Source organism: Halobacillus sp. B23F22_5 (genome assembly GCF_043497085.1).
GTDB lineage: Bacteria > Bacillota > Bacilli > Bacillales > Halobacillaceae > Thalassobacillus.
This window is the reverse complement of the sequence record NZ_JBIEKI010000006.1, coordinates 47,233-74,081: the sequence shown is the minus strand read 5'-3', so window position 1 is coordinate 74,081 and position 26,849 is coordinate 47,233. Positions and strand designations below refer to the sequence as shown.

27 protein-coding genes and 1 riboswitch are annotated in these 26,849 nt (G+C 46.6%); of the genes, 5 read left to right on the top strand and 22 right to left on the bottom strand.

The genetic code is table 11. From position 1 onward, the window contains the following. Positions 1 to 712 precede the first annotated feature (712 nt). On the top strand, positions 713 to 1,219 hold the full coding sequence (locus tag ACGTN9_RS10660; RefSeq protein WP_499592594.1) for a hypothetical protein: 507 nt from the start codon (positions 713 to 715) through the stop codon (positions 1,217 to 1,219). Positions 1,220 to 1,445: 226 nt separating this feature from the next. On the opposite strand, the gene bluB is transcribed toward ACGTN9_RS10660, so the two are convergent. The 19 genes from bluB to ACGTN9_RS10565 form a co-directional block, all read right to left on the bottom strand. Continuing rightward, positions 1,446 to 2,096 carry a 5,6-dimethylbenzimidazole synthase gene (gene bluB, locus ACGTN9_RS10655; protein ID WP_499592592.1) on the bottom strand — a complete coding sequence of 217 codons (651 nt, stop codon included), beginning with the start codon at positions 2,094 to 2,096 and terminating at the stop codon, positions 1,446 to 1,448. 14 nt (positions 2,097 to 2,110) lie between these two features. Beyond that, complete coding sequence (locus tag ACGTN9_RS10650; protein WP_499592590.1) at positions 2,111 to 2,620, bottom strand: histidine phosphatase family protein; 510 nt, start codon at positions 2,618 to 2,620, stop codon at positions 2,111 to 2,113. Position 2,621: 1 nt separating this feature from the next. Beyond that, positions 2,622 to 3,053, bottom strand: a complete 432-nt coding sequence (locus ACGTN9_RS10645; protein WP_499592588.1) for a bifunctional adenosylcobinamide kinase/adenosylcobinamide-phosphate guanylyltransferase — start codon at positions 3,051 to 3,053, stop codon at positions 2,622 to 2,624. Continuing rightward, on the bottom strand, positions 3,008 to 3,625 hold the full coding sequence (locus ACGTN9_RS10640) for a histidine phosphatase family protein (RefSeq protein WP_499592586.1): 618 nt from the start codon (positions 3,623 to 3,625) through the stop codon (positions 3,008 to 3,010). The genes ACGTN9_RS10645 and ACGTN9_RS10640 overlap by 46 nt, the downstream gene beginning before the upstream one ends. Then, on the bottom strand, positions 3,577 to 4,353 hold the full coding sequence (gene cobS / locus ACGTN9_RS10635) for an adenosylcobinamide-GDP ribazoletransferase (RefSeq protein ID WP_499592584.1): 777 nt from the start codon (positions 4,351 to 4,353) through the stop codon (positions 3,577 to 3,579). The genes ACGTN9_RS10640 and cobS overlap by 49 nt, the downstream gene beginning before the upstream one ends. Then, the gene (locus tag ACGTN9_RS10630; RefSeq protein WP_499592582.1) at positions 4,354 to 4,887 is read right to left on the bottom strand and encodes a bifunctional adenosylcobinamide kinase/adenosylcobinamide-phosphate guanylyltransferase; all 534 of its coding nucleotides are present in this window, start codon (positions 4,885 to 4,887) and stop codon (positions 4,354 to 4,356) included. After that, positions 4,881 to 5,963: a threonine-phosphate decarboxylase CobD gene (gene cobD / locus ACGTN9_RS10625; protein WP_499592580.1), complete on the bottom strand. Its 1,083-nt coding sequence runs from the start codon at positions 5,961 to 5,963 to the stop codon at positions 4,881 to 4,883. Before cobD ends, ACGTN9_RS10630 begins: the two co-directional genes overlap by 7 nt. Positions 5,964 to 5,974: 11 nt before the next feature. Next, on the bottom strand, positions 5,975 to 6,928 hold the full coding sequence (gene cbiB, locus ACGTN9_RS10620) for an adenosylcobinamide-phosphate synthase CbiB (RefSeq protein WP_499592578.1): 954 nt from the start codon (positions 6,926 to 6,928) through the stop codon (positions 5,975 to 5,977). Continuing rightward, positions 6,929 to 8,392: an adenosylcobinamide amidohydrolase gene (locus ACGTN9_RS10615; protein WP_499592576.1), complete on the bottom strand. Its 1,464-nt coding sequence runs from the start codon at positions 8,390 to 8,392 to the stop codon at positions 6,929 to 6,931. It lies immediately after the preceding gene. Between the two features lie 4 nt (positions 8,393 to 8,396). Further along, positions 8,397 to 9,461 carry a FecCD family ABC transporter permease gene (locus tag ACGTN9_RS10610; RefSeq protein ID WP_499592574.1) on the bottom strand — a complete coding sequence of 355 codons (1,065 nt, stop codon included), beginning with the start codon at positions 9,459 to 9,461 and terminating at the stop codon, positions 8,397 to 8,399. Further along, positions 9,424 to 10,428, bottom strand: coding sequence for an ABC transporter substrate-binding protein (locus tag ACGTN9_RS10605; protein ID WP_499592572.1), 1,005 nt, complete (start codon positions 10,426 to 10,428; stop codon positions 9,424 to 9,426). Before ACGTN9_RS10605 ends, ACGTN9_RS10610 begins: the two co-directional genes overlap by 38 nt. 85 nt (positions 10,429 to 10,513) lie before the next feature. Next, positions 10,514 to 11,566, bottom strand: coding sequence for a nicotinate-nucleotide--dimethylbenzimidazole phosphoribosyltransferase (gene cobT, locus ACGTN9_RS10600; protein ID WP_499592570.1), 1,053 nt, complete (start codon positions 11,564 to 11,566; stop codon positions 10,514 to 10,516). Beyond that, entirely contained in the window at positions 11,563 to 13,080 is a 1,518-nt protein-coding gene (locus ACGTN9_RS10595) for a cobyric acid synthase (RefSeq protein ID WP_499592568.1), read from the bottom strand. The genes cobT and ACGTN9_RS10595 overlap by 4 nt, the downstream gene beginning before the upstream one ends. Continuing rightward, the gene (locus tag ACGTN9_RS10590; protein WP_499592566.1) at positions 13,070 to 14,440 is read right to left on the bottom strand and encodes a cobyrinic acid a,c-diamide synthase CobB; all 1,371 of its coding nucleotides are present in this window, start codon (positions 14,438 to 14,440) and stop codon (positions 13,070 to 13,072) included. Before ACGTN9_RS10590 ends, ACGTN9_RS10595 begins: the two co-directional genes overlap by 11 nt. After that, complete coding sequence (locus ACGTN9_RS10585; RefSeq protein WP_499592565.1) at positions 14,437 to 14,976, bottom strand: cob(I)yrinic acid a,c-diamide adenosyltransferase; 540 nt, start codon at positions 14,974 to 14,976, stop codon at positions 14,437 to 14,439. The genes ACGTN9_RS10590 and ACGTN9_RS10585 overlap by 4 nt, the downstream gene beginning before the upstream one ends. A 228-nt stretch (positions 14,977 to 15,204) precedes the next feature. Then, a riboswitch (cobalamin riboswitch) is annotated at positions 15,205 to 15,347 on the bottom strand. Between the two features lie 231 nt (positions 15,348 to 15,578). After that, entirely contained in the window at positions 15,579 to 16,418 is an 840-nt protein-coding gene (locus ACGTN9_RS10580; RefSeq protein WP_499592563.1) for a prenyltransferase, read from the bottom strand. A gap of 98 nt (positions 16,419 to 16,516) precedes the next feature. Further along, entirely contained in the window at positions 16,517 to 17,002 is a 486-nt protein-coding gene (locus ACGTN9_RS10575; RefSeq protein ID WP_499592561.1) for a hypothetical protein, read from the bottom strand. A gap of 21 nt (positions 17,003 to 17,023) precedes the next feature. Then, entirely contained in the window at positions 17,024 to 17,341 is a 318-nt protein-coding gene (locus ACGTN9_RS10570; protein WP_499592559.1) for a hypothetical protein, read from the bottom strand. Further along, positions 17,338 to 17,460, bottom strand: a complete 123-nt coding sequence (locus tag ACGTN9_RS10565) for a hypothetical protein (protein ID WP_499592557.1) — start codon at positions 17,458 to 17,460, stop codon at positions 17,338 to 17,340. Before ACGTN9_RS10565 ends, ACGTN9_RS10570 begins: the two co-directional genes overlap by 4 nt. 144 nt (positions 17,461 to 17,604) lie before the next feature. Between ACGTN9_RS10565 and ACGTN9_RS10560 the strand changes: the two genes are divergently transcribed. The 3 genes from ACGTN9_RS10560 to ACGTN9_RS10550 all read left to right on the top strand — a co-directional run bounded on the left by ACGTN9_RS10560 (position 17,605) and on the right by ACGTN9_RS10550 (position 20,586). Next, a complete protein-coding gene (locus tag ACGTN9_RS10560) occupies positions 17,605 to 18,324 on the top strand; it encodes a Crp/Fnr family transcriptional regulator (protein ID WP_499592555.1) in 720 nt (239 codons plus the stop codon). Between the two features lie 124 nt (positions 18,325 to 18,448). Then, the gene (locus ACGTN9_RS10555) at positions 18,449 to 18,670 is read left to right on the top strand and encodes a heavy-metal-associated domain-containing protein (RefSeq protein WP_499592553.1); all 222 of its coding nucleotides are present in this window, start codon (positions 18,449 to 18,451) and stop codon (positions 18,668 to 18,670) included. 26 nt (positions 18,671 to 18,696) lie between these two features. Continuing rightward, complete coding sequence (locus tag ACGTN9_RS10550; RefSeq protein ID WP_499592551.1) at positions 18,697 to 20,586, top strand: heavy metal translocating P-type ATPase; 1,890 nt, start codon at positions 18,697 to 18,699, stop codon at positions 20,584 to 20,586. Between the two features lie 300 nt (positions 20,587 to 20,886). On the opposite strand, the gene ACGTN9_RS10545 is transcribed toward ACGTN9_RS10550, so the two are convergent. Continuing rightward, complete coding sequence (locus ACGTN9_RS10545; protein WP_499592550.1) at positions 20,887 to 22,710, bottom strand: YhgE/Pip domain-containing protein; 1,824 nt, start codon at positions 22,708 to 22,710, stop codon at positions 20,887 to 20,889. Continuing rightward, a complete protein-coding gene (locus tag ACGTN9_RS10540; protein WP_499592548.1) occupies positions 22,710 to 24,746 on the bottom strand; it encodes an efflux RND transporter permease subunit in 2,037 nt (678 codons plus the stop codon). The genes ACGTN9_RS10545 and ACGTN9_RS10540 overlap by 1 nt, the downstream gene beginning before the upstream one ends. 182 nt (positions 24,747 to 24,928) lie before the next feature. Here ACGTN9_RS10540 and ACGTN9_RS10535 point away from each other — a divergent pair, with 182 nt between their 5' ends. Beyond that, on the top strand, positions 24,929 to 25,495 hold the full coding sequence (locus ACGTN9_RS10535) for a TetR/AcrR family transcriptional regulator (RefSeq protein ID WP_499592547.1): 567 nt from the start codon (positions 24,929 to 24,931) through the stop codon (positions 25,493 to 25,495). 42 nt (positions 25,496 to 25,537) lie between these two features. On the opposite strand, the gene ACGTN9_RS10530 is transcribed toward ACGTN9_RS10535, so the two are convergent. Beyond that, a complete protein-coding gene (locus ACGTN9_RS10530; RefSeq protein ID WP_499592545.1) occupies positions 25,538 to 26,626 on the bottom strand; it encodes an NAD(P)/FAD-dependent oxidoreductase in 1,089 nt (362 codons plus the stop codon). Between the last annotated feature and the right edge of the window lie 223 nt (positions 26,627 to 26,849).

The window sequence follows — 26,849 nt, the reverse complement described above, 5'->3', positions numbered from 1 at the left end:
TACCCGATTGCTGGATACTCAGTTTCGAGATAAGATGTTTCCGTTATGGTTGAAAGCCTCCGAAGGTCCGGGAAATCACTCGCTTTCCATGGGAGTACGGTGAGCTTCCTCGGGCTAAAGCCCTGCGGGATCTCACCATGTACTTTAATCCCATAGGAGTCTCGCAATTTCCCGGACCTCCTTGCGTTCGTAGGGAAAACGGAAACATCGTTAGGTAGAATCATTCAAACATAGTAACAGCTGCTACAAAAAGGGCTTGTTTCCTAAATCATTGAGCCTTGTCATGCTGTGAATGTCGAAGATATCTTCTTACAATGTTGGGTTCGTTCATTTAAAAACGGATAGGGTGGAGGGGAAACGGTGAGACTCCCTCCCGTGGGAGAAGGATCTAGGCAAGACCCCGGAAGACGAAGTCTGAGGAGGCTTGCCAGCTCCCCCACAGGAAAGCGAACCGTTTCCCAGCCTCCCTTCTCCTGATACGGCGACGGACCCCAATTATCTTAAAATCAAGTCTTCGACTTTACGATCCTCCAGTCGAATGTTATGAAAAATCAACACTAACGTTTAACAAAGCCTAAGGCAAAGTATATCTGAAGATTTAAGAATTAATTAAGAAATGCCTAATAGGCAGTTAAGCTTTATTATTTATGATTGTTTCAGGCTTTCAAACAGAGGAAGCCTGATTAAACAAAACAAAAAAGGAGCAATCACTATGCTGCAAAAAGTTACTTTTTCTTCAGTAGTATCTCATTTGTGGGTTCAATGGATTATGTTAGGGAGTATTTTGTTAGATACATTCATGGTGTACCCAAATATTTTTCATGACATCCCGGAATCATTTGAAGTAAGTCTGGAATTTATGGCAGTGGCCAGCCCACACACGTACTTTCCGCCTTTAGGGATGGCTAGTATTGCAACCGGAATATTGGCAACGATTTTAGCCTGGAAAGTCAAACCCGCCCGCTACTGGATTTTGCTTAGCATGGGTATGATCGTCCTCGAAGGCGCCACTTCCATGATATTTGAGTGGCCACGTAATGAAATCATGTTCATCGAAGGAGCAGCTGTCCATTCCACCGAGTTCTTAAAACAAACTGCTCAAGAATTCCTGATAGTCCATTGGTTCCGTGTTGCTTTTAATGTCATTGGTTCGCTTCTCATGTTCGTCGGGTTTATAAAATATTATAATCACGCTTATCGTAATACAGTGACAAATTAATATAACAATACCAAAGGAGAGCTACTCTAAGAGCAGCTCTCCTTTTTCATGTGTAAAACAGTTGGAGTTATTGGACAATCTACATATGTACTAGATAACATTCTTCAATAATAGACTATAAAAAAATCAGCCTGCCTCCCCCAAGCAAAGCATTAAATCACTGGGGGACAGACAACTTACACATCTGTTTTGCTTATACACGGCGACGTTGGAAAAGCAGCTCCGATCATTTAACATATAACTTTCCCCACTTATTTTCAAAAATGAGATGATCTAACCCAGCTCGCTTTTCCCAGTTCGCTGTTTCTAAAATAGGTTTGTCCGGGTATGCATCTGTATATCCGACAGAAAGCAGGGCAATAGGATCTACATGCGGCGGGATATCGAGAATATCGCGGATATCATTCTTTTTATAAAAACTCACCCATCCCATTGCCAGTCCTTCTGCACACGCTGCCAGCCACATGTTCTGAATCGAACACGCTGTCGATAAGGAATCGGTTTCCGGAATGGAATTCCTCCCTAATATATGGGAGCCGCCTCTCGTAGGATCACAGGTTACACATATCGTCAAAGGAGCTTCTTTTAACCCTTCCACTTTCAAGCTAAGAAATTTCGATTTTTTTTCGTCTTCAAAATGGATAGCCATCGCCCGTCTTTCTTTGTCAGCTGCCCAGGCTAATTTTTCTTTGACAGCTTCTGAAGAAATGAGAATATAATTCCATGGCTGCATGAAACCTACGGAAGGTGCATGATGACCGGCTTGAAGAATGTTATGTATGACATTTCTTTCTATCGGTGTCGGCAAAAAACTGCGGATGTCCCTTCTCGTATGAATAACTTTATAGATCGCATCTTTTTCTTCTTGCGTAAACATAGATCCCCCTCCTTTTATACATAAATATATATGAAACTACCATTGGAAATAATCTCATCGTCTGTTAGCGACTTCCTCTCCAGCAGCTTCTCGATCTGCTGGATTACCAGGCCATGGGTTACCACGATGACAGCGTCGTCTTTGTATGTTTGATAGAGGGCCTTCAACTCTTTTTTTACCTGCTTTTCCAACTTGTTCATCTCCGCTTGATACCATTTCTTAAATGAGTGACTCGTAATTAAGGTTTGTCTTTCTTTTCCATTCCAATAACCATAATCCAGTTCTGTAAATAGATGAGCAGCAAAACGGGGTACCTCCATATTAACAGAAAGAATATAAGCTGATTCCCTCGCCCGCTGCAATGGGCTGCTAAGGATTACATCCCACTCTTCCCCCGCTAACTGTTTGGCGCACTCTCTTGATTGCCGAATTCCCCTTTCATTAAGCGATGTTGCTGTGTGACCTTGCAGCCTGCCTTCTGCATTCCAGTCTGTTTCTCCATGTCTTACAAAACAAACTTTCAACTTATTTCAACTGCCTAGATAGGCCATGCCAGCAATAATGCACAGATTCCGCATTTTCCGCCGCTGTCTGCAATACCCAGCCGGATAAGTCACGCCAGGACCGGTCATTTTTATCCATCGGGACAACACCCCGCCCCATTTCCAGCATAATCAGTACAATTTGCTGCTGTTTCTGTTTTTCTATTTGCTTCATCTCTGTGATACACGCTTCGAAATAGTTTCTTACGGGTTTGAATTCGCGAGCTTTCTCCCATTCCTGCCGAATCCAAATTTCCCATCCTTCTATTACCTGGGTCGAAGCACCAGTTTTATAAGTTTCTTTCCACTGGTTCAGTGACTCGTTTTCATAAGCGGAAAGCCACTGGCTGTCAGGGAACTTCCTGTTTACTAATTTTCTTTTTCCACTATAGGCACCGCCGACCACGAGCTGCATTTCCAGTCACCTCCAGACTGATTGAATAACATTCTGACGCCTTTCCCGTGAGGAATTTTAGAATCTGCAAAGGATAACGCGGGAATAAATCCATTCATGACTTCCCGAATAACGCCGCCATGGGTGACTACTAACACGTTTTTTCTATCATCTCTCTTCAGTATGTCATTTAAAAATGACCGGACACGCTTACGGAAGGATTGATAGTTTTCGCCATGAGGCGGTGCTGACATCTGCCAGTGATTGATCCAGTGCTGATACATAGGGTCGTTCTCGAGTTCATGGTGTGTCTTCCCCTCCCAATCACCGAAATCTATTTCACGGAGATTTGGGTCCGCACAAGCTGGCTTATCAGGAACAAGATATTCGGTCGTTTCCATGCATCTCCTCAGGTCACTCGTAAAAATCTGATCTAACGACTGCGTCGATAATTGTTGCTTCAATAATCGAGAATCATACAGAAGTTCCGGCAGTAATGGCTCATCCGAGTGACCGAGATAACGCTTTTCTTTGTTCCATTGGGTCAGCCCGTGCCGGATAAAATAAACAGATACACCATCATCAATCCCCATAGCTCTCCCCCTTCTATCGCTGCACCTAACATATCACCATTAATTCCATGGAATTTGGTGAGAAACCATCCACGTAAAAAATAGAAAAATAGTCCATAACCAACAAGAAGAAACCAGGCGTCCGGCACAAATAACCCGATAAGTACAATTGGCAGCAGTACGGCAATGACATCTCTATTAGTCAAGTGTTCCTGCCACGTGAAAGCAAGTCCTTTTCTTTTGACCGTCGGTGTGGTTCGTAATAGTAAAATCGCAAGGAATCTGCTGCAGGCCGGTACCAGCAGAAACATTACAGCAGTCAGGAAATCATCCATGATTATTCCACTGGTCAATAAACCATAAATGAGTGCCAGTTTCCATAACAGGTAAAAAATTAGTGTCAACATAGCGAAACTTCCAATGTGGGGGTCCTTCATAATTGTCAGCTTCTTTTCTACCGGTGCATTTGACCCGATAGCATCCGCCACATCCATCAAACCATCGAGATGAAGTCCACCCGTCAACGCAGTCCAGACAGATAAGAGTAAAAGAGCTGTAAACCATGCCGGCATCCAGCCATCAGCCAAAATGGAGACCCCCATCACCAGGAATCCTATGATCAAACCAACTAGACTAAAAGACTTCAACGCTCCCTTCAGTACGGCTTTTTCCCACGGTACATTAACGGGCAGCGGGACCCTTGTCAGAAATTGCAAGGCAAGCACCAGTCCATAACCAAACCCTTTCATTCAATCATCCTTCCATTTGACAGGAAGTCCAGCAATCACCTGATAGACTTTCTCTGCACTAGAAATGATATACTTGTGCAGCTTTTCCAGCATGCAGGTATAGGAAGCAACACTGTCCACATACGACGGTAGCCCTTCATTCACATCATTGGAGACAATATATAAGTTCAACTGCTGTGCTTGGGCTGTCTGAATCCAGCCGCTTACTTCCTGCATGATCGTCTCCCATCCTGCCTGGCCGATGTACAGCATGTTACTAAGCCATACGGTCAGACAGTCGATCAGCACGGTACTTTCTGTTGGTAAATTACATAATCTATCTTTAACATGCAGCGAAGCCTCGATGGTTTGCCATTCTTCCCCTCGATCGCCACGATGGCGGGCGATCCGTGCTTCCATTTCTTCATCAGATGGCACGGAAGTTGCGACGTAATACAGATTTCCATCCTTATGTTTGTGATAGCTTTCCAGTGCCAGCTTTTCTGCAAAGCTGCTTTTTCCCGATCGGGCACCACCGGAAATGAAGGTCAACATGGCTGATCCCTCCATTTTTTCAGCACATGGAGCAGATAATCATTTTCATCCGCACTCCTGACAGCAAACCTCAGGTAACGGCCATCGAGCCCTTTGAAATTGTCTGTATGCCTGGGAATGATGTTATTTGCTACTAAAAACTGGAACAGCTTCTCTGTGTCGTTTGGTCTGTTTCCGTCCTTCAGTAAATAGAAGTTGACGCTTGATATGGTATGTATAAAACCAAGGGCTGTCAGATTTTCCGCAAGTTTCTCACACTCACCCTTCCGCCACTCTTTCGTCGCTGCCATAAAGGCTCTATCGGACAGCAGTGCTGGCAATAAGCCCGCTGTTATCCCGTTGACGCTCCATGGCGGCTGCTTTTTCTGCAGTTTCTGAATCCAGTCACCGCCAGCCATGATATAGCCTGCCCGCAGGCCGGGAATGGCAAAAATCTTTGTTAACGACCGAAGGACAATCAGGTTAGGATAGAAAGCGAGCAGCTTCTTAACAGAAAGCTTCGTTTCAAAAAGAAAATGCACAAATGCTTCATCTATGACAATCGTCGTGTCCGTCTCCAGTCCGAGTTTTAGTAAATATTCCAATTCTGTAAAAGGCAAAAACGTTCCCGTCGGATTATTCGGCCGGCACAGGAATACGACTTCCACATCAGCCATTGCCTGCGCCATCGCTTCCACAGGAAACTGGAACGCCTGATTTAACCAGAGATGTGTAATCTCCAAGTCGAATGCACGACAGGCCCGCTCATATTCAGAAAAAGTCGGATCGATGATCAATGCTTTTTTTCCATGAAATAACTGGGCGATTAGAAAAATGGCTTCCGCTCCTCCATTGGTCAATAGCAGCTGTTCCGGATTCATCCCTTCGTGTCTGGAAAGAGCAGCGTACGCCTCTTTATATTCAGGGTCTGGATAGTTCGCTGTTTCCTTCATAAGCCGGGGTAGCTGATCAGACAGCCAGGCCGGCGGACCAATGGGATTAATGTTGGCACTGAAATCATAGACTCTCCCTTCCGCTTCCATGCCAATAGAAGCGGCAATACGGGCAGGCTGTCCACCGTGTGCAGGTAGTACCATAACGTTTCCTCCTAACTTACGATTAACCATCCGCTTAAAAATAGAATAAATACCAGCCAGCCGCCATGCATGATGTTAATCGACTGGGCTATATGTTCTGTTTTCAGTTCTGTTAGAGTGTTACCGATTTTGCTGCTATTGGATACGACCCCTTTGTAAGTATTGACGCCGCCAAGCTGGACACCGAGCAAACCTGCGGTCATCGCCTCCGGCCAGCCGCTGTTCGGACTTGGGTGCTTGCTGGCATCACGTAATGTAACCCGATAGGCATTCCTCTTGTGAAATGCCGGGTAAATCGATGCGGCGATCCACATACAAACTGCCGTAATCCTTGCAGGTATCCAATTGACCAGGTCATCAAAGCGGGCAGAAGCAAACCCGAATGCTTCATATCGCTCATTTTTATACCCGACCATGGAATCGAGTGTGTTCACGGCCCGGTAGATCATGGCAAGCGGGGCTCCCCCGATGAGCGCCCAGAATAGCGGAGCGGTAATGCCATCCACCGTATTCTCTGCAACCGTTTCAACTGTTCCACGAACAATTTCGGACTCGTCTAACGATTCCGTATCGCGGCCAACGATATAGCTGAGTTTCTCCCGCGCCAAAGTAAGGGAGCCTTCACGCAATGGCTTACCTACTTCTTCACCTGCCTTCTGTAAGCCTTTGATCGCTATCGTAGAGGAGATTAAGTATACCTCCAGCGCCGCTCCTGCCCAGAAAGAAACCCGTCCAGCCAGGTATACAACCATGCCAATTGAAATATAGGTTATAACAGTAACAGTCCCAAGCAGCAGGAATCCATTCGCCATCCGGTGCCTTCCCTTGTTCCATTTTTCATCCAAAAAAGTAATCAACTTTCCTATGATCACTACCGGATGAGGAAAAAATTTAGGATCACCGATGACCAGGTCGAGAATAATCGCAGCCAGGATAAGATACAGGTGATATTCCAAGAAACCCATCTACGTGTCCGTCCTCTGTCGATAGTTTTCGATCGCTTCGGTGACAGCACGATAGACACTTTGTCCAATCGCTTTTCCTACTCTGGTTCCGGAGCCTGCATACGGGGTTGATTCTCCCTGTTGGGTTGCAGCAATAGCGATGCTGTCGGTTGATGTTCCAGTGGCAATGGTCTTTGTAGCCGAGTCTGCAACCTGCATGTCCGCCAGTGCCTTCGTTTTTGCTTCGGTTGCGGACTGGACAGCATTGACGAATGCCCCATCCGTCAAATGGAAATCAACAAACACCATGATATTAATGGTACCGACCTGCCATTTTTCCTCTGCCGGGTGATTTTCTGTAATATCTACAGCATTGCCGACACCGGCGGTAACGACCGTGAAAACAGGCGTGTCCATGATCGTCTCTCTTACGAACGCCTGGTCCGCAAGCTTGACTGCCGTCATCATCCCCAATGTGTCCCCAGCAGGAATTTTCGCATCCTCCAGCCATCCGAGTACATCGGCAGCAGGATCCTGGCAATCGTAGTTTTTTGGCACGTGAAAATTACAAAAATGGCTGTGCCACTGCAGCCCTCCCCCTGAAACCGCGTTGGATAGCACCCGGAGCGGACGAGGGAAGGCAATATGAATGTACTGCTCATTCTGCTCCACCTCAGCCTCCAGGGTACGAAGATTTGGCTCCTCCATTTTTTCAGGAGCGACGAGCATCTGGGGTTTTGCAAGCGTAGGATGGCTATGGTGCTTGATATCAACCCCATATACTTGTTGCAGTAAAGCTTCATTTTTTAATACAGAGAGATCACCCTTTTTCACCAGCCGGCCTTGATGAAGAGCAGCAAACTTGTCAGCAAATAAAGCTGCCGTGTTCAGGTCATGAAGGATGGCCACAATCGTCATCTGGCGATTTTTCTGGTGCTCTTTCAAGTGCTGCAGCATATCGACCGTGTGTTTGACGTCCAAATGGTTGGTCGGCTCATCTAAAAACAGGAGTTTCGGCTCCTGGGCAAGGGCTTTTGCCAACAGTACGCGCTGCTTTTCCCCGCCACTCAGCCACTTAAACGGCTTGTCCCGGTAATGGTAGACTTCCGTCTGCTTCATCACTTCGGAAACGACTTCCTTGTCCCTGGGAGAAATATGCTTGATCCATCCTTTTTGATGGGGATAGCGCCCGAGCATGACAATTTCTTCGACGGAAAAATCAAATTCCACATGGGAATTCTGTGCGAGCACTGCCATCATTTTCGCTTTTTTTCTGGAGGAATACGATTGAATCGGTATACCAGATACGTAAATACTTCCATGGGAAGGCTGCAAAGCTCCGGCCATCAGCCTTAGCAGGGTCGTTTTCCCACTGCCATTCGGTCCTATTAACGCAAAAAAATCACCTTCTTCGATAATCAGGTTGATATCTGTAAGGATATCCTCCTTCTGGTATCCGCCTGCCAGGCCATTCGCTTCTATCATGCTTTCACCCCTTTCTCATCCGTTCACGAACCAGCAGCACTGCAAATATCGGCGCGCCAATCAGAGCGGTAATGACACCGATCGGCAATTCCTTCGGTGCGATGATTGCCCTCGAGATCAAATCGGCCAGGACCAGAAATCCCCCACCTGTCAACATTGACAATGGCAAAACATGCTTATGATCCGGTCCAGTGATCAGCCTGACAAAGTGCGGGATGACGAGACCGACGAAGCCGATCGATCCGGAAACAGCGACAGACGCACCCGTCAGTAACGAGGCTCCGACTAAAATCAGGACTTTTCCTCCTTGGACATTGACTCCGAGGTGACCGGCTGATTCCTCCCCCAGTGCAAAAGCATTCAGGTCATGCGTGCGTGACAACAGGAGAATGACACCCACGATGAAAAACGGAACGATCAGCTGTACGTGACTCCACCCTCTCATACCGATATTTCCCATCAGCCAGTAAAGAACCTGACGCATATCCTCTCTGTCGCTGAGTGCGATAATCAGAGAGATGACTGCACCGATGAAGGCGCTGATAATGATCCCAGCAAGGATGATCGTCTCAATATTCAAATCCCGGCTGGAGAGCCTGGTGATAATAAAAACGATCATCATCGTGATGAACCCGCCAAGTATAGCAACGACAGGTAAAGTATAGCTCCCCAGAAAAGCGATGGAGATTTGAAAATAAAGCACGGAAACTGCCCCAAGTGCCGCTCCTGACGAAACACCGATCGTGTACGGGTCGGCCAGCGGATTTCTTAAAAGTCCCTGGAAAGATGCGCCGGCAATCGATAACGAGGCTCCGACAAATAACGCCAGCAACACCCGGGGAAAACGTATTTCCCATATGATGACCTCGATATTACTGGCTGCCTCATGCCCGAAGATGTCACTACCGAACATTTTCTCTGCCAGCACGTCCAGAACAGCAGTTAAAGGAAAAGATACACTGCTGACAAATAAACCAAGAAGAGCTGCACTAAGTACAAATCCTCCACTGAATATATACATCCATACTGTTTTATCCACTGAAAACTTCCGGGTAAATGAGTTCTCCAAGTCTCTCCACTCCATCGATTAAACGTGGGCCGGGTCTTGTAACGGTGTCATTGTCGACCTCAAAAACCTGCTCGTCTTCAACCGCATTCACCTCACTCCACCCCTCGCGTTTCAGCACCTGATTTTCTGGGTTGTCCATATAATAACCATAGGTCGTAATAATTACTTCCGGATCTAAATTTACTGCTTCTTCTTCTGTAAACTTGACCCATCCTTCTTCCTCTTTGGCTGCGTTTTCTGCGTTGATCGCTTCCAGCATTTCGTGCATGAACGTCCCTGAACCAGTTGTGAAAATATCAGGGGCAGGCGCGACTTCGACCCAAACCTTTTTCTTCTCTTCCACTTGTAGTGCTTTTTCTTTCACATCAGCTAAGCGTGTTTCCATATCTTCTATGAGTGCAGTCGCCTCGTCTGAACTTCCTGTTGCTTTTCCAACAAGTTGAATATTGTTATACACGGCATCGAATGAATTAGCATCATCAACGACCACAACATCGATGCCCGCTTGCTCAAATTGCTCGAGCACAGCGGCATGATTTTCATGGTGGAAGGTGGTTACCAGCACCATATCCGGCATCAGTGACAGAATCTTTTCGACGTTCATTTCCTGGCCGCCGACCTTTTCAATGTCTTTCGTTTCTGCCGGGTAATTACAGTAATCCGAGACACCGATCATTTTCTCTCCCTGATCGAGTGCAAACGCGATTTCCGTGTTGCTTGCCTGTACCGAAACAATCGTTTCCGGTTCTGACTCTATTTCTACTTGCCCGCCTGACCCATCTTCTACGGTCACCGGGAAGGAGTTCCCAGAAGCTTCCCCTTGCGTTTCTTCACTTTGGTCTGCTGGTTCATTCGTACTTTTCTTGCCTTCGTTCCCTTCTTCTGTCACCCCGCATCCGGCCATCACAGCCAACAGGACTGCCAGCAGTATAGAAAATAACGATATTTTCGCTTTACTTGCCATCATTTTTCACATACTTCCTTTCTATTTAGCAACCACGGTTTGTTTTTCGCAATAATCTCCCTCATTTTAAATAGGCTTTTTCGTGAGGTTACTTGTTCGTAACGCTGGCCTCATCGAAGGTAGCCATTTCATTCCGCATTCTTGCTGCCGCTTCCAGTACCGGAAAGGCAAGAGCTGCACCTGTCCCTTCACCCAGCTTCAGCCCGAGATCCAATAACGGTGCGGACCCGATGTCCTCGAGGGCGATTTTATGACCCGGTTCTTGTGATACATGCCCCGCAAACAGATAATCTTTTATGTACGGGTTAAGCCGGACAGCTACCATTGCACCGGATGTACAGATAAATCCATCCATGAATACAGGAATTCCGGACTGTGCAGCTGCCAGAACCGCCCCTGAAATGGCGGCAATCTCATAGCCGCCCAGCTTTTGGAGCACATCTAACGGGGTGTCAGGGTTTGGGTCACGATGCCTGATCGCTTCTTCAATAATCCTGCTTTTGTGAAGCTTTCTCTCTGCTGAAATGCCTGTTCCGTAACCAACTGTCTGCTCCACGCTGTAGCCTGTAAGTACAGCCACCAGGGCGCTGGCTGCTGTTGTGTTTCCAATACCCATCTCACCTAAGATGAGGCATTTTATTCCCCGGGCAATCATCGTGTTCGCTGACTCGGCACCTGCCAATATCGCCGCTTCCATTTGTGCTTCAGTCATGGCATCCGTTTTTAAAAAATTCGCTGTGCCTGCAGCTATTTTTCTTGAAACGAGACGATCATCGTCTATCTCACCGGCAGCACCGACATCGACTACCTGCAGGGATGCACCAATTTGCCGGGCAAAGACATTGATCGCTGCCCCGCCCTCAAGAAAATTCCTAATCATCTGTACGGTCACTTCCTGTGGAAAAGCAGAAACCCCTTCTTCCACAATGCCATGATCACCGGCAAACACCAGGATTCCCGGCGGGGACACCTGTGGGACTCCCTGTTCAGTAATGCCGGCAAGCTGTTTAGCGATTTCCTCCAGCCTTCCGAGGCTTCCCGGAGGTTTTGTCAATGTATCCAGGTAACGGGCAGTTTCAGTGATTCTTTCCTTGCTTACTGGTTCAATCGATTGGATAATTTCCTGCAATTGTTTATTCATCTTACTCCCCCAATTTCTGCAAATTTAGTTAGTCGTTCATAAAGCTTTGGTATATCAATAGCCTTGCGGACATGCGCTGCCAACCGGTCGAATTCCTGTTCCTGAAAATGCTGGACGGAGGTTGATGACTGGAGTGTCTCCAACCCTTTTTTAATTCGGAGCGAATTTAAAAGTTCTCTCCGAAAAATATCGTTATGGAATATCCCGTGGAAATAAGTGCCAATAACGTTTTTATTGCTTGCACCATCGATCTGTCCGTCATCCATGGTAATGAAATGACTTATATTATCCTCAGCAACCGTTGTTCCCACATGGATTTCATACCCTTTCACAGGAAAAGCACGGCCATCCCAATTCACGGTTCCACTCGATCGGACCGTCTTTTTGTTTCTGGAAAGCGTCGTTTCGATCGGCAGCAAGTCCAGCCCAGGGACTTCCTCAAGATTGGTCTCCACCTGGTAAGGATCTCTTACTTTGGTTCCGAGCATTTGATACCCTCCGCAAATACCAACCACGATAGCCCCTAGTTCCCGGGCTGAGGTGATAGCCTGGTCCAGCCTTTTGTCTTGCACATAGATAAGATCCTCGATCGTATTTTTGCTACCAGGCATAATGATGACATCCGGCTGCATCAGGTCAGCTGCCTCCTTAACAAATCGGACATGGCAATCTGCTTCGATCAGGAAAGGATCAATATCGGTAAAATTAGAAATCTTTGGATATTCGATGACAGCAATATCGATCGGTTTATCGGTGTTCCCACTCCTCGTATATCGGCTTAGGCTTAACGAATCCTCCGCCTCGATATGAAGGTCATTGATATGGGGAAGGACACCAAGCACCGGTTTTCCAGTATACTTTTCAAACCATTCCAGCCCGGGATCAAGCAGTGCTTTGTCTCCCCGGAACTTATTGATGACCACCCCAATTACACGGTCGCGGTCTCTTTCGGGCAAAAGCTGGAGCGTTCCAACGAGACTGGCGAACACCCCGCCCTTATCAATGTCTCCCACTAATATGACCGGTGCGTCGGCCATTTTTGCAACGCTCATATTCACAAGCTCCCGGTCATTCAGGTTGACCTCAGCCGGACTGCCAGCTCCCTCGATGACAATCCGGTCATAACTTCCAGCAAGCCGATGGTATGCCTCTGTGATTATTTGTTTGGCATTATCGTAGTATTCTGAGCGGTAGGCGCTTGCCTTCATGTTCGACACCGGCTTTCCATGAACGACAATCTGGGCATCGTTATCACGGTTCGGTTTGATCAGGACAGGATTCATATCCGTGGTTGCCGTAATGCCGGACGCTTCCGCCTGGACGCCCTGAGCCCGTCCAATTTCTTTGCCATCGGCGGTTATGTAGGAATTGAGCGCCATGTTCTGCGACTTGAACGGAGCCGTTCGGCAGCCATCTTCTGTGAAAATCCGGCACAGGGCGGTAACAAACATACTTTTCCCTGCATCCGAATGGGTTCCCTGGATCATGATCGGTTTTGCTTTTTCACTTTCCATCCCGCTGCTCCTTGCAAAGACGCAAAAAATTCTCCAGAACGTCGGGATTCGAGGCAAAATGGATGTGCGTATAACCGGCAACCACATTTTTATAAAGAAATCCTTCCTCAACCGTTCCGAACCTGCTTTTCACCCGATAAGCTCCAGGAAGCTCACGTGATGGTTTGAAGATGGAATAATGGAATTCATGTCCCCGTACTTCCATGCCGTCTTTGAAAAGATAGTTGTTTGGAAGCCCAGAGATTTCCCGGTACCCAAGGGCAGCGAGTTTCGTCTGCATTTCCGTCTTACCAGGAAGCACACCTGCCATCGGATAGTCGTTACCATCGAGCGTCGTGATCGATTCGGATAAATACATCAACCCTCCGCATTCTGCGAGTACAGGGAGACCGCTTTCAATTGCTCCACTAACTGACTGCCTGGTTGCTCGGTTTTCCGCCAGCTGCTCAGCGAATTGCTCCGGAAATCCGCCACCTAAATAAACGCCATCCACTTGAGGAGGAAGCACCTCACCTTTTAAAGGTGAAAAATAAACAACCCTAGCCCCATACGCTTCCATCAACTCCAGGTTCTCCTGATAATAGAAGTTGAATGCCTCATCCCTAGCTACCGCGATTGTTACATTGATCATGCCCCTACGCTGAAACATGGAGGAATCAGTTTGCAAGGGTGCCTGTTCACTAATCTGATAGATTTGGTCCACGTCGATCGTTTCAGACACTACATCCCCAAGCTGTTCCAGCTGCTCATCCAGTTCCCCGCGCTCGATAGAAGGCACCAGCCCTAAGTGCCGCTCCGGCATCTTAAGACTATTATCTTTCAGCAGATATCCACAGACCGGAATGCCACACTCCTGTTCCACCGCATCTTTTATCAGCCGGTAATGCCCCTCACTTCCGACCTTATTTGCAATCACTCCGGCAATATGAACTCCGGGATCCAGTAACTGAAAACCTTTTACGATAGCAGCGGCACTCCGGGCCATCGCCGAGCAGTCCACAACCAGGATTGTCGGAGCACCCAGCAGAGTACTGATTTCTGCCGTAGAACCTTGATTGGACCTCGGCGATTTGCCATCATAAAAGCCCATCACACCCTCGATGATCGAAAGGTCTGCCCCTTCACTTCCTTTCACAAACACTTCTTTCATCACATCTTCAGGGAGCATCCAGCTATCGAGGTTACGGGAGGGACGACCAGTTACGGCGGTATGATAGGAAGGGTCTATGTAATCAGGACCGCACTTGAATCCTTGAACCGTGAGCCCCTTTTTGATAAAGGCAGCCATTAACCCGATTGCGATACTCGTCTTGCCGGCGCCACTGGATACACCTGCAACTACGAGACGGCGGGCAGTCAAAACTCAACACCACGGACGGCAGGGATGCCTTCATCATAATAATGTTTTTCCACATCAATGACCGATACAAGATCAGCTGCATCCTTTACTTCCTGGAGCGCACTTCTGCCAGTAATCACGAGGTGGACATACTCCGGCTTGTTGTGGATCAGTTCAATCACTTCTTCCAGCGGCAGTACATCATCGATCGGAAAAGAATCAATCGCAAGCGCATTATTCAGTTCATCCAGAATCACGACATCATACTGCCCAGACAGCACAGTTTCCTTGGCAAGAACCCACGCTTTTTTTAATGCCTCCCGGTGGATTTCCGGTGTCTTTGTCCAGGTGAACCCTTCGCCCAGCTGAATAATCTCAGCACCCAGTTTCAACAGTGATTTTCTTTCACCATAAGGCCGCTTCGGGGACTTGATAAATTGCAGCATTTTCACCTTTTTGTCATGGCCTAATGCCCGGACAGCAAGCCCGGTTGCAGCCGTCGTCTTCCCTTTTCCATCACCGGTAAAAACCAATGTCAACCCCTGCTTCTTTTGCATCCTATCTCCTCCTCAGTATTTACAAGTGCAATTAGAAAAGCTTGGCTTATCGCCAAGTTTTTATGACGAAAGCCTTAGATTTTCTTATACTTTAATCCTTTAACAAAGTTAAACATTCTTAAAGTAAAAAAAACACCTTCCTCTAAAGGAAGGTGTGACTATAAATAGGCAGAATATACAGCGTACGAATTCCGCGTACTTACAAGCCTCCCTTTTTCCTCGAAGGGTAAACTTTGCGACAAACAGGCAGGCATCCTGACTTACATTCTTCTAACGAATGCTTACAGTGGCGGGACCGTGTTGGACTTTCACCAACTTCCCCTTTTCACCTTAAAGGCTTCCCTTTAAGGACCTGTTCGTATGATATGAAATTAATCTTATTGTAGCGGAACCTATGAATCTTGTAAACAACTCTTTCTGGGAAGAGCTAATAATTTCATTTTATACACTCATTATTTTAAATTGTCGGTTAGTGTAATCAAAAATAAAGGCAGCGTATCACCAGTGACCTACCCGGGTTTCATGGTATAAACGCTGCTTTTTCCCTTGATTATCAGGCAGGAAAACGACTCGCTTTTAATCGAGACTAAACTGGAAGACCTTTACCACACTCCCATGAACACCCCCATTCCGAAAAGCAGCCCGAACGCCCAGTGATGCCAGGCGGCCTGTTTCATCACAAGCTGCTCTTCCTGCCGTTTTCCATGAAACGAGCGAGGAATACGGATAGCGATCGGTAAAGCAGCCAGGACGACAAGCACTTCCATAGGTACGACTGCAGTACCTGCGAGAATAATGGCACCCACGTAAGCCCCGCCCAACAGGAGCTTCAATAACCAGATGGCATTCCGACGTCCAAGCCGCATTGCGAGCGTCCTCCGGAATCCCACGTCTTTTTCAATATCGCGAATGTTATTGGTCAGCACCATGGAACTGATCAGCAGAGCAAAAATCAGCCCAACGAAGATAACCGGCAGGTTGATGCGTTGAGTTTGGACACTATAACCAAGCAGCGTTGTCGCTATCCCGAGAAACAGGGCGGCTGTTGCCTCGCCAAGCCCATGTGATGCTAAGGAATGGCGGCCGGCAGAATAAGCGATACCAGCTGTAATCCCGAAGAGGCCGACGAACGCGACCCACCAGCCGACGAGTACAGCAAGCCACAATCCAAGCAGGGCAGCTGTTGCAATTAGACCAGTCGCCACGTATGGCACGTGATGATGGAATGGATAGTTGCTCAGAGAGGCGGTCTGCGCTTTGCACCAGCGTTCTTTGTCCTGGCCATTTTGGAAGTCAAAATAATCATTGAACATGTTGACACCACTTTGAACGAAGAGAGCGGCGATAAGCAAAAGCACCATCAGCTCGTAGCGGAACACCTCTTCTTTGGCAGCCAACAGACTCCCTGCCAGAACCGGACTGATTGTTCCGCTCCACGTCATCGGGCGCGTTAGCTGCAGCCAGGACAGCTTGCAGGCGTAAGTTTTGCTCTCCTGCCACGGGACCGCTGTTTTGAATGTACGCATCTGCTCCCACCTCCTTACAGTTGGACCATGAGAAAAATAAGTACGAAAAAGCCGAGAATTTCCACCGATTCCAATGCGGCGAGCCGGAACAATTCCCGGGTCAGGGGTTTCCGGTCGCCGCTTTCTGCTTCCTTCCACAGGTAATCATCCGTAAACACGAGCATCATCTCCCGGTAACCGACAAAAACTCCCCAGAACAAGGCGAATGTCCCGCTTGAGAGTGCAGCCAGCCAGAGATGTCCATAGGTGGTAGTTTGAATGACCTCCCAGCTGTGGAGGGGGCCGAATACGGTTCCTAGTAATATACCGGTGATGATGACTCCTCCTCCCGACAGCGTGAATAGATGGTGCGTATGTCGCATCAAATGGAGCAGAATTGCACGCTGTGTGCTTACCGGCATTTTTGCAACCGCAGGAAATACGCCCAAGCCAATGAACAAAATGCCTCCTGCCCAAATGATGCCGAGCAAAATATGGACACCAAGCACGACTTCGCGCATTTCCCTCCCTCCTTCTGTTTCCTATAAAAACGACGACTGGCCTCCGTCTGCGCCTTTTGTCGTGATTACTCTCGGAATTCGGTGTGTTTTCTCTAACACAAGCCGGTAGTTGCGGTCGATGGCATGCAGCAACCGGAAGAGCAAGTAGACACTGATGATCAGCTGAACCAATCCAGTAATGATTAGCATCCAGCCTTCGAGCAAAACCATCATCCCAGGCAAAAGCACGATCTCCAGAGCGAAAATTTTCCTGCTGCGGAGAATGACGGACGCCACCAGTGATAAAATCCCCGCATACAAAACCCATGCATGGACTTCTGGCAGATAGAGGACGTTCATGCTTTCCCCTCCTCTTCTTCCAGGCTTTCAAGCCTGCGCCCGTCATACTCGTACAGGATATATCCCCCGCCTAACCCTTCATTGATCATCCGCTCCACTTCCAAAACTAATTCAGCCATGATCATCTCCTCCTTTGTCTTTCAGTATCCTCGCTTTAACCTGTCATTTCTTTGACGCAGATCAAGTTTTCACAAAAAACTTATAAGCGAATTTCTTTTTTTGCAAAATGATATAATGAAAGAAAATGGAAGGAGGAAGTATCGATGGATATCATGAAGAAAACCGGGGTTCAGCCGACCTGCCAGCATTGTCATCATGGGGATTCCGGCCATACGTGCGTCGCCCGGGTACCTATTTTCAATCATCTTGACCGTGAACAGATGCACGCGATAACCGAAGCTATCCGGTCTGTTTCCTATAAAAAAGGAGAGATCATATACCGGGCCGGCGATCCCTCTGAATCGCTATACATTGTCAACACAGGTTCGGTACGTATCTACCGGATTTCCGATTCCGGGAAAGAACAGATGGTCCGTCTTCTGCAACCCGGCTATTTCACCGGGGAGTATGCACTTTTTAGTGAATCACTCCACGAATCGTATGCTGAAGCAACAGAGCCTGTCACCATTTGTACGATCCAGCGGAAAGAATTGCAGAACTTTTTAATGCGCTATCCTTCTATTGCGTTGAAAATATTGAGAACTTATGCCAGAAGGCTGGAAGAATCGGAAAAACAGACGACCAGCCTTGCCACTGAAAGCGTCGAGAAGCGTCTCGCCCTTTATCTGGCAGACCTGGCAATAGCTTCAGCCAATGACATGATCCGCTTGCCAATGAATAAAAAAGACCTGGCCTCCTTTCTCGGTACCACCCCGGAAACGATCAGCCGGAGACTCGGCGATTTAGAAGCACAAGGTCTAATCAAAAAAATGGATCCTAAACGATTCCGCATCCTGGATAAAGATCAATTGCAAAACCTGTAAGTGCCTGCCCCATGTATTCCTTCACAACGGGTCGGCACTTTTTGTTTTTTCTTGACCCACGTCAAGGAACCTTTCCCTGAAACCGATTATGCTTGAACCATACCAGGCAAAGGGGAGATTCCAAATGAGAATAATCAAATTACAATTAGAGCCGCTGACTTGTCCATCCTGCATTAAAAAAATCGAAGGCAGCTTAGGAAAAATAGAAGGTGTGCAAGCAGCGAAGGTGTTGTTCCATTCCAGCAAGGTTAAAGTTCAATTTGATGAATCTATCGTAAGTGCCGGCGAGCTGGAAGCGACCATCGAAGGATTAGGCTACCCGGTTGTTTCAACTAAGGTTTCGTAACTATTAGTTATAAAGGAGAGATCATAATGACGTGGGTGCATAAACGAATCAACTGGATCACTGCCGGGTCTGGGGGGCTTCTGCTTGTTGCCGTCACTGCTTACCTGACCGGCTTCCATAATCTGCAGCAGGCTGCATTGATTGCAGCAACTTTTCTTGCCGGTGTGCCGATTAGCATTAAGGCTTTCCAGGCACTATGGGCAAAAGCTTTCAGCATCGAACTGCTGGTCACCATTGCTGTTTTGGGTGCGATGATAATTGGAGAATATGTAGAGTCGGCTGCTGTTACTTTTCTTTTCCTCTTTGGCGCCTATCTCGAGGCACGGACGCTGGAAAAAACCCGCTCTTCTTTAAAGGAACTCGTAGCTATGGCACCTGAGGAAGCAACCATTCTCCAGGCAGGCAATGAAATTACGATTCCGGTGGAAAAAGTGCAGCAAGGGGACAGAATCATCATCCGCTCTGGTGGAAAGGTACCGGTGGATGGAAAAATTGCTGCCGGCAAGGCTTCCTTGAATGAGGCTGCCATAACCGGAGAATCCGTCCCCGCCTCCAAACAAAAGAACGATCAGGTTTTCGGCAGTACAATCGTCGATCATGGCTACATGGAAGTAGTTGCTGAAAAAGTAGGGGATGACACGGTTTTTGCAAAAATCATTGAACTGGTCGAAGAAGCACAGGAAACCAAGTCACAGACAGAGAAGTTCCTTGACCGTTTCGCTGCTTTTTATACACCCGGTGTTGTCGTATTGGCTGTCCTCGTATATATGCTGACCGGCGACTTCCACCTCTCCATCACATTCCTGGTGGTTGCCTGCCCAGGAGCCCTCGTGATCGGTGCGCCTGTTTCCAATGTTGCCGGTATCGGCAACGGTGCGAAGCACGGGGTGCTCCTCAAAGGTGGAGATGTCATGGACCGTTTGTCAAAAGTTGATACGCTTATTTTTGATAAAACCGGGACGTTAACAAAAGGAAAACCAGAAGTGACGAATATAAAAACATTTAATGGTATAGAGGAAGCTGAACTTGTCCGACTGGTGGCACAGGCAGAGACCCTTTCCGAACATCATTTCGGCCGAACGATCATATTGGAAGCAAGGAAGCAGGGAATTGAAATAGATACAGGAGCCGCAACAGGTGAAATCATTAAAGGAGCAGGCATTATTGCCACTGTGGACAGTCACCGCCTCGCAATTGGCAACAGGAAACTGATAAAAAAAGAACAAATCGAGGTGACAGAGGAAATAAACAACTACGCCCTGAAGCGCGAACGAACAGGCAACACCGCCATATTTGCAGCGGTAGATGGAAAGCTTTCCGGTATATTTTCGATCGCTGACCAGATTCGTGAAGATGCCTCCGAAGCACTGGCTGCCATGCGGAAAAATGGGGTGAAACAGATCATCATGCTGACCGGGGACAACCGCCACACCGCCAAACTCGTAGCGGACCGGCTCGAACTCGAAGAATTTCATGCGGAGCTTCTTCCGGAACAAAAAACAGCATTTGTTCAGGAATTGAAGACAGCAGGTAACACCGTCGCAATGGCAGGGGACGGAATCAACGACGCCCCAGCGATAGCAAGTGCCGACATCGGGCTGGCGATGGGAGCAGGTGGCACCGACATCGCGATGGAAACGGCCGATGTCGTTCTAATGGCTGACAAACTTAACCAGTTTGCCCACGCCTACGCCCTCGCCAAAGCAACCATCCGAAACATGAAGCAAAATACTTTTTTCTCTGTCGGAATCGTAACCGTGCTGCTGGCTGGCGTCCTGATGGGCAATATCCATTTGGCAGCGGGGATGTTCATCCACGAGGCAAGCGTGCTAGCGGTCATCCTCAATGCCATCCGGCTGATGCGTTTCGGCCACCCTCGAAAAGAAAAGCCAGGCGTTATGCAGCCCGCTGTTTAGGTTGTTTTTTTAAAAAGCCTGCCCCCTTGTTAGTTAGTGGGAGCAGGCGTTCTTTGTAAGAATTAAAAACAGGACTTTTACTGGACAAATTCTTTCTATACTATACAAAATCCCTTCTTTACTAGAAAATACGGTATGTTTACTGGACATTTTTGAAGGATTACTAGACAAAATGGAAAACTTACTAGACATACTTTACCTTTTACTAGACACCAACTCCTTATACTAGACAATTCTGTCTGCTCCCCCCTTCAAGCAAAAAAACTTCCCCCATTTCCACAATGGGAGAAGTTTTTGTTGTTAGTTGAACAAGCCCAGGAAGCGGTCCCAGAAGCTTTTATCTTCTTCCTGCTTCGGCTCTTCTTTTTCTTCTTCTTCTTTCTTGATGCTTTCCGTTTTGATTACGAATTGTACCGTGTCTACTTTTTCATTTTTAGAGGAAACGAAGGAAACCGGGTCGAAATCGGATTTGTCGTATTGATTGATCATTTCATCGATTTCTTTTTGCAACTGATCAGGAAGGTCAGCCGTCTGTTGCGCTAACTCTGCTGTACCATTATGAAGTTCCCCGGCACCATTTTCCAGTTCATCCGTACCGTTGGTCAAGGATTCGATACCGCCGTGAACTTCCTCATAGGAACCTGCTAATTGCTTTACGCCGCCGGTATATTCCGTCAGCCCGGAATGGAAGCTATTATAATTGGACGACAGCGACTGCAGTCCTTCCTGTAATTGTTTCATAGATTCATTGAAATCATTACTTTCCATGCTGTTTGCCACGTTGTCCGCCATCGTACTCAGACTCCCGCTCATTTCATTCAAGGAACCGGATACTTTTCCTAAAGTCGGCTCGACAGCTGCGAATGCTTCTTTGGTACTCGCATACGTTTGTTTCGTAGTTTGCGCCGCTTTATAGTTGGCTACCAGTTTGTCGACGACTGCTTTATCGGCGCCACTCTCATACAGGGCCTGGATTTCCTCTACGGAAACATTCTGAGCTGGAATTGATTGGATGGACTGATCCAGTGCCTGATAGGCTTTGCTGTAATTATTTTTCAAATTCGTAAGCCCGGCCTCTGTCTCGTTCAACCCGCCGGCAATTTGACGCAGGCCATCTTCAAGCTGTTTGAACTGGCTCATGTCCATATCACCGGAGCCAGCGCTGACGGACTCGCTCATTTTTTGCAGTGCTGCCTTAATGGAGGCAGAACCATCTACTAATTCGGTCGAGCCGTTATTCAGCTCGATGATGCCATTTTTATACTGAGCTGAACCATCATACAGGCGTGCAACGCCATCATTCAGTTCCGCAATCCCATTTTCCAGTTCTCCGACACCGCGATTAATTTCAGCGGTGGCATCAGACAATGATTTCATGTCCTTTTTCATATCACCGGTGTCCGGCTTTTCAATCGGCATCGAGGATGGCATGGCCGCGATTTCGATGGCCTCCATTTCCATATCCGATACGAGCGCACTTACTTTGAAACTCTCTTCTTTTTCCGGCATCGCCGTGAATGTCACTTGCCGGGTCTTTCCGGCGCTTGCCACAGTGGCATCTTCTGCCTGGATGTTTTTATACTTAGCCGAATCAAATTTCAAGGTGATTTGCAGGAGATAATTCTTGAAAAAGCTTTCCTCGCCTTTTTCGTTTTTAGCTGTATCTATTTGAATTTCCAGATCGCCATCTTTTCCTGCCAACTCTTCCGGGGCCATTTTCTTCCCGTCTAATTTATAAGAAACATTGATATCCCACGGCAATGGCTTACCTTCCAAGTTACCTTGATAATAAAACTCATCTTCTTTTGCCGTGAATGCGATGTTGTTGTCATTTTTTTCGATATCCGTCAGATCGGTAAGGTTCTCTACACTGCTGTATGGTCCATGATCAATAATTTCACCCTGTTCCTTGATCGTAAAATTGTTGACGACATACATATCTTTCGGATCGCCGGAGCCATCGAGTGTCGCGTAGACGACTTCATTTTTTTCAGAGTAAGATCCTTTCCCTTTGGGAGCCTTCTTTTCGGATGATGATCCGTCATCGGCCTCCGCGGACACAAGAAACGTCGGCAGCACAAGCATTGTTGACATGAATATCGCAGTTATACGTTTCAGTCTCATTATCCTCTCTCCTTATAAAAGTTTGCTTTCCACGTAGTTTTTTCGATCACCTTGTCGAAGACCACCAGTAATGCCGGCAGGACGAAAACAACCATCAGGAATGCCAGCAATGCCCCACGGCCTAATAAAAGACCGATTGCCGATACGATCGGGTTGGATGATGTAGCTCCTAGGATGAACCCGACACTCGATAAGATCGAAGCTGAGATAAAAATAGCAAAAATCTTCTCATCAATCGTTTTCTTGATTGCCTGCATAGCGGGCATCTCTTTTCGTAAAGTATAGTAATTTTCCGTAAATAAAATTCCATAGTCGACCGTTGCTGCCAGCTGGATCGTGCTGATCAGCAGATAGCCGACATAGACAAGCGGCGTTTCTGTAAAATACGGTACTGCCAGGTTGATCCATACCGATGTCTGGATGGTTAGAAGCAGAACGACCGGAATTGATATCGAACGGAATGTTATCAAGAGCACAATCGCAATGGTGATGACCGTCAGTAAATTGACTAATTTGTTATCTTTTTGCACCGTATGTTTCATATCATACAAGGTCACACTCTCACCGAGCAGATGCGTTTCATCGTAATAGGAATCAGCTGTTTCTTTTACCTGTTCAATCAGGGAAAATGCTTCTTCCCCTTCCGAATCCGTTTCCGTATAAAGTGTGATCCGCGCGTAATCGCCGGAATAAAATTGCTCTGTCATCGACTCTTCTAAATACTCCGGTGGGATCGCCGAGCTGACCATATTCACATAAGAAATAACACTGGAGACATTCGGAAGCTCCTCTAACTGCTGGACGAGGTTTTCCTCTTTTCCCCTGTCCCCTTGTGGCACCAACAGCACCACCGGAACGTTCTTCCCGAACTCTTCCTCAATCGCATTCGCATCCTGTCCTGCCCGTGTATTGTCGGGCTGTTCGCCCGTTCCATATAGGAAAGTCGTGTTACTTTGTGCTAAAAAAGCAGGTACGATCAAAAGCAGTACCAATATCAAGCTTGGTATTCTGAATTTCATGACGTATTTTCCGATATTCCTGAAATCCGGCACGAACTGGCGGTGCTTGGTACGGTCAATCCAGTGATAAAGCATCAACGTCAACGCAGGTAAAAATACCATGACACTGATGAAACTGAGCAGAATCCCTTTTACCAGGTTGAGACCAAGATCCGCCCCGATGCCAAATTCCATGAACGTCAGGGCCATAAAGCCGAAGAATGTCGTCGACGCACTGGCGACAATGGCCGGGAATGACCGCTTCATCGCAAGTCTCATCGCTTTAGCCGGATCTTGCACATCCTTTCGGTAGTCAGCAAAGCTATGCAACAGAAATATCGCATAATCCAGCGATACCGCCAGCTGCAGGATCGGTGCTACCGACTGGGTAATGAACGAAATTTCACCAATAAAAATATTCGTCCCCAGGTTAATGACGATAGAAACCCCGATGGCAATGAGAAAGAACACCGGTTCCATCCATGAATTCGTGGATAACACCAAAATTATAATAATGATTGGAACGAGTAAGGCTGCCGCGTTCAATGACTCACTGCCAGCCATTTGCTGGGAGGTGGCCGTGGTCACCGCTTCGCCGGTAATCGCATTTTCTTCCCCGATCAAATCATAAATCTTATTCGTTACTTCAACTTCATCGCCTTCACGAATATTCAACGAAATCAATGCGCTTTTATTTTTATAATACGTTTCAATGGTATCCTCATTGGCCATTTCGAGAGGCTCTTTCAAATCGACGACGTCATCCAGCCAGGTTACCCCGCTGACCCCATCGATCGCTTCGAGTTCTTGTTTATATTCCAGCGCCTCGGTTACCGAGACGTCCTTTACCATCACGCGCGCATTGGCGATGGGCTCATCAAACTCTTCTTCCATCAAATCCACTGCTTGCATCGATGGAGAATCGTCCGGCAGATAATCCGCCATATTGTAATTGACCGATACGGCAAATTGCGCCACTGCGCTAATCAAGGTAAGAAGTATAAATATAATGACAATGCTTTTTTTATGTTTAATCATTCGTGATGTCCAGTCGATAAGGCTTCATCCTCTCTTGCAAATCCCTTTCACACATTCTAATATTGTATTGACACTGTGTTGGATTTTCAACAAACAGTTTTACAAATTGCGTCAGTTTCCCAACATTCCACTATGTATGTGTTGGATTGTCACAAAAATTTAACAAAAGGAGGGTTTGTGCCGTGAGTGAAAAACTGGACCGTCGTAAGAAATATACACGGAAAGTATTGAAGGAAAGCCTGATTACTCTGCTTGCCCAAAAACCGATTTCCGAAATAACGGTAAAAGAAATCTGCGAGCTTGCCGATATCAACCGCTCGACTTTCTACACCCACTATAACGATCAGTATGACTTGTTGAGTAAAATTGAAGAAGAAATAACCGAGGATATGAACGAATACCTGCATAGCTACAATTACCCCGCTGAAGAAGAGTCCATCCAGATGACTCAGAAAATACTAGAATATGTCATCGAAAACAAATTCATGTTTCAAACTTTGCTGAAAAAAGATGCAGCTCCTACTTTCGAGAAAAGAATGATGGAATTGACCCGCGGGTTCATGATTAATAATTGGATGAGCGACAATCATTTGGGGCAGGAAGAAGTGAACTACTTAAGTACCTTCGTTATCAGTGGAGCGATTCATGTGATCAAAGACTGGATAGCGAATGACATGGATCAGTCTCCGAAGGAAATGGCTTTCATGATCAACAACTTCATTAATTATGGGTTTTCTTATTTGGATTGAGAGCGGAATTGGAATAAAAAAATCCCCGCAAGACACAGGTCTCTATGTCTTGCGAGGGTATGGATGAAGGATTTTGCTCAATATTTTCATTGCATTGATTTTTTTACTGGTAATAAAGCTTTCCACTAATTCATTACTCATTGATTTCGTTAATAGATCAAGCTTTTTGTTATCCAGTTTTTCTAAGTTCCGGCGTAGTGTAAGAGAATCGTGATAGCTTTTGGATAATGGTTTGACGAGCTTCTCATATTCCCCCATCCCCACAATATCGTGGGCCGCATAAATTCCAGTCAGCATTGATTCAAATTGACCGAAACCAAACAATGGTGTAATAGCACCGAAACAGTTTCCTATAAAAAATGTATTTCCTATTCTGGGAGTTTCAATTTTACCAATTCGATAATCCTTAATGGAATATTCGTTAAGAATTTTAAAATCCTGATCCAGTCTCCTGGAACATTCTTCGAAAAACTTTTTCCATAGCTCTTCTTTATCTAAAGACTCATTCTCAGGGTATTGCGGATATACTAACACAAGGGTTGCTTCCGTGTCGGAATGCGGAAGAACATATGCCATTCCTTTAGGAGCAAAATCATTATTGAAAAAAGTATGCACTTCCGTCTGAGTAAAATCCCCTTCAATCACAGCCCCTTTAAAACTGGCTTTATATGCCACGTCGAATGGCTGCAGTTTTTGTGTATCCAACGCGTCTCCTGTAGCGAGAACCACATGGGTATACTCTTTGGAGATATCTTTATAGGAAACATCCTGATTGAAATGGATGGTTCCTTTTAATTGGTGGGCAAGCTGTTTTTCATAGGATTCTAGATGCTTCCCCCGCATATTTGTAAACCCTAAATGTCCATCTATAAAAGAGTGTTCGTTTTCAGAATAAATGTTTACCTTTTGTATATTTGTCGTAGGCTTAAGGTGTATATCATGGTTTTCAGACAAGTACTTGACTGCATCATCATAGGGGGTGTGAAACATGAAAAACATCGCTTCTGCAATGACAAAGCGGTCGCCAACCATCGCTCGCCTTTCAAAAATATCCGCTTGATATCCATGCTTCTCCAAGGTCAGGGCGCATGCGAGTCCTGACAAACCAGCACCCATTAACGCAATTTTCATAAAATCCCCCCTTCCTGGCTTTATTTTCATAGTATAGGGAAATAACACATTTCTACTCATCAAAAAACGACTGCTACATTTGTTATAGGGATTCCAATTTTCATCTAAGTAATCCACTCTAGATAAACGCTAGTCAATCATTTCTTTCCCTGCTTATCTCCTTACTTCTGTAGCTATCATTTTTGAAAACAAAGCACAAAAGCGCAAGTGCCTTGCTCACACC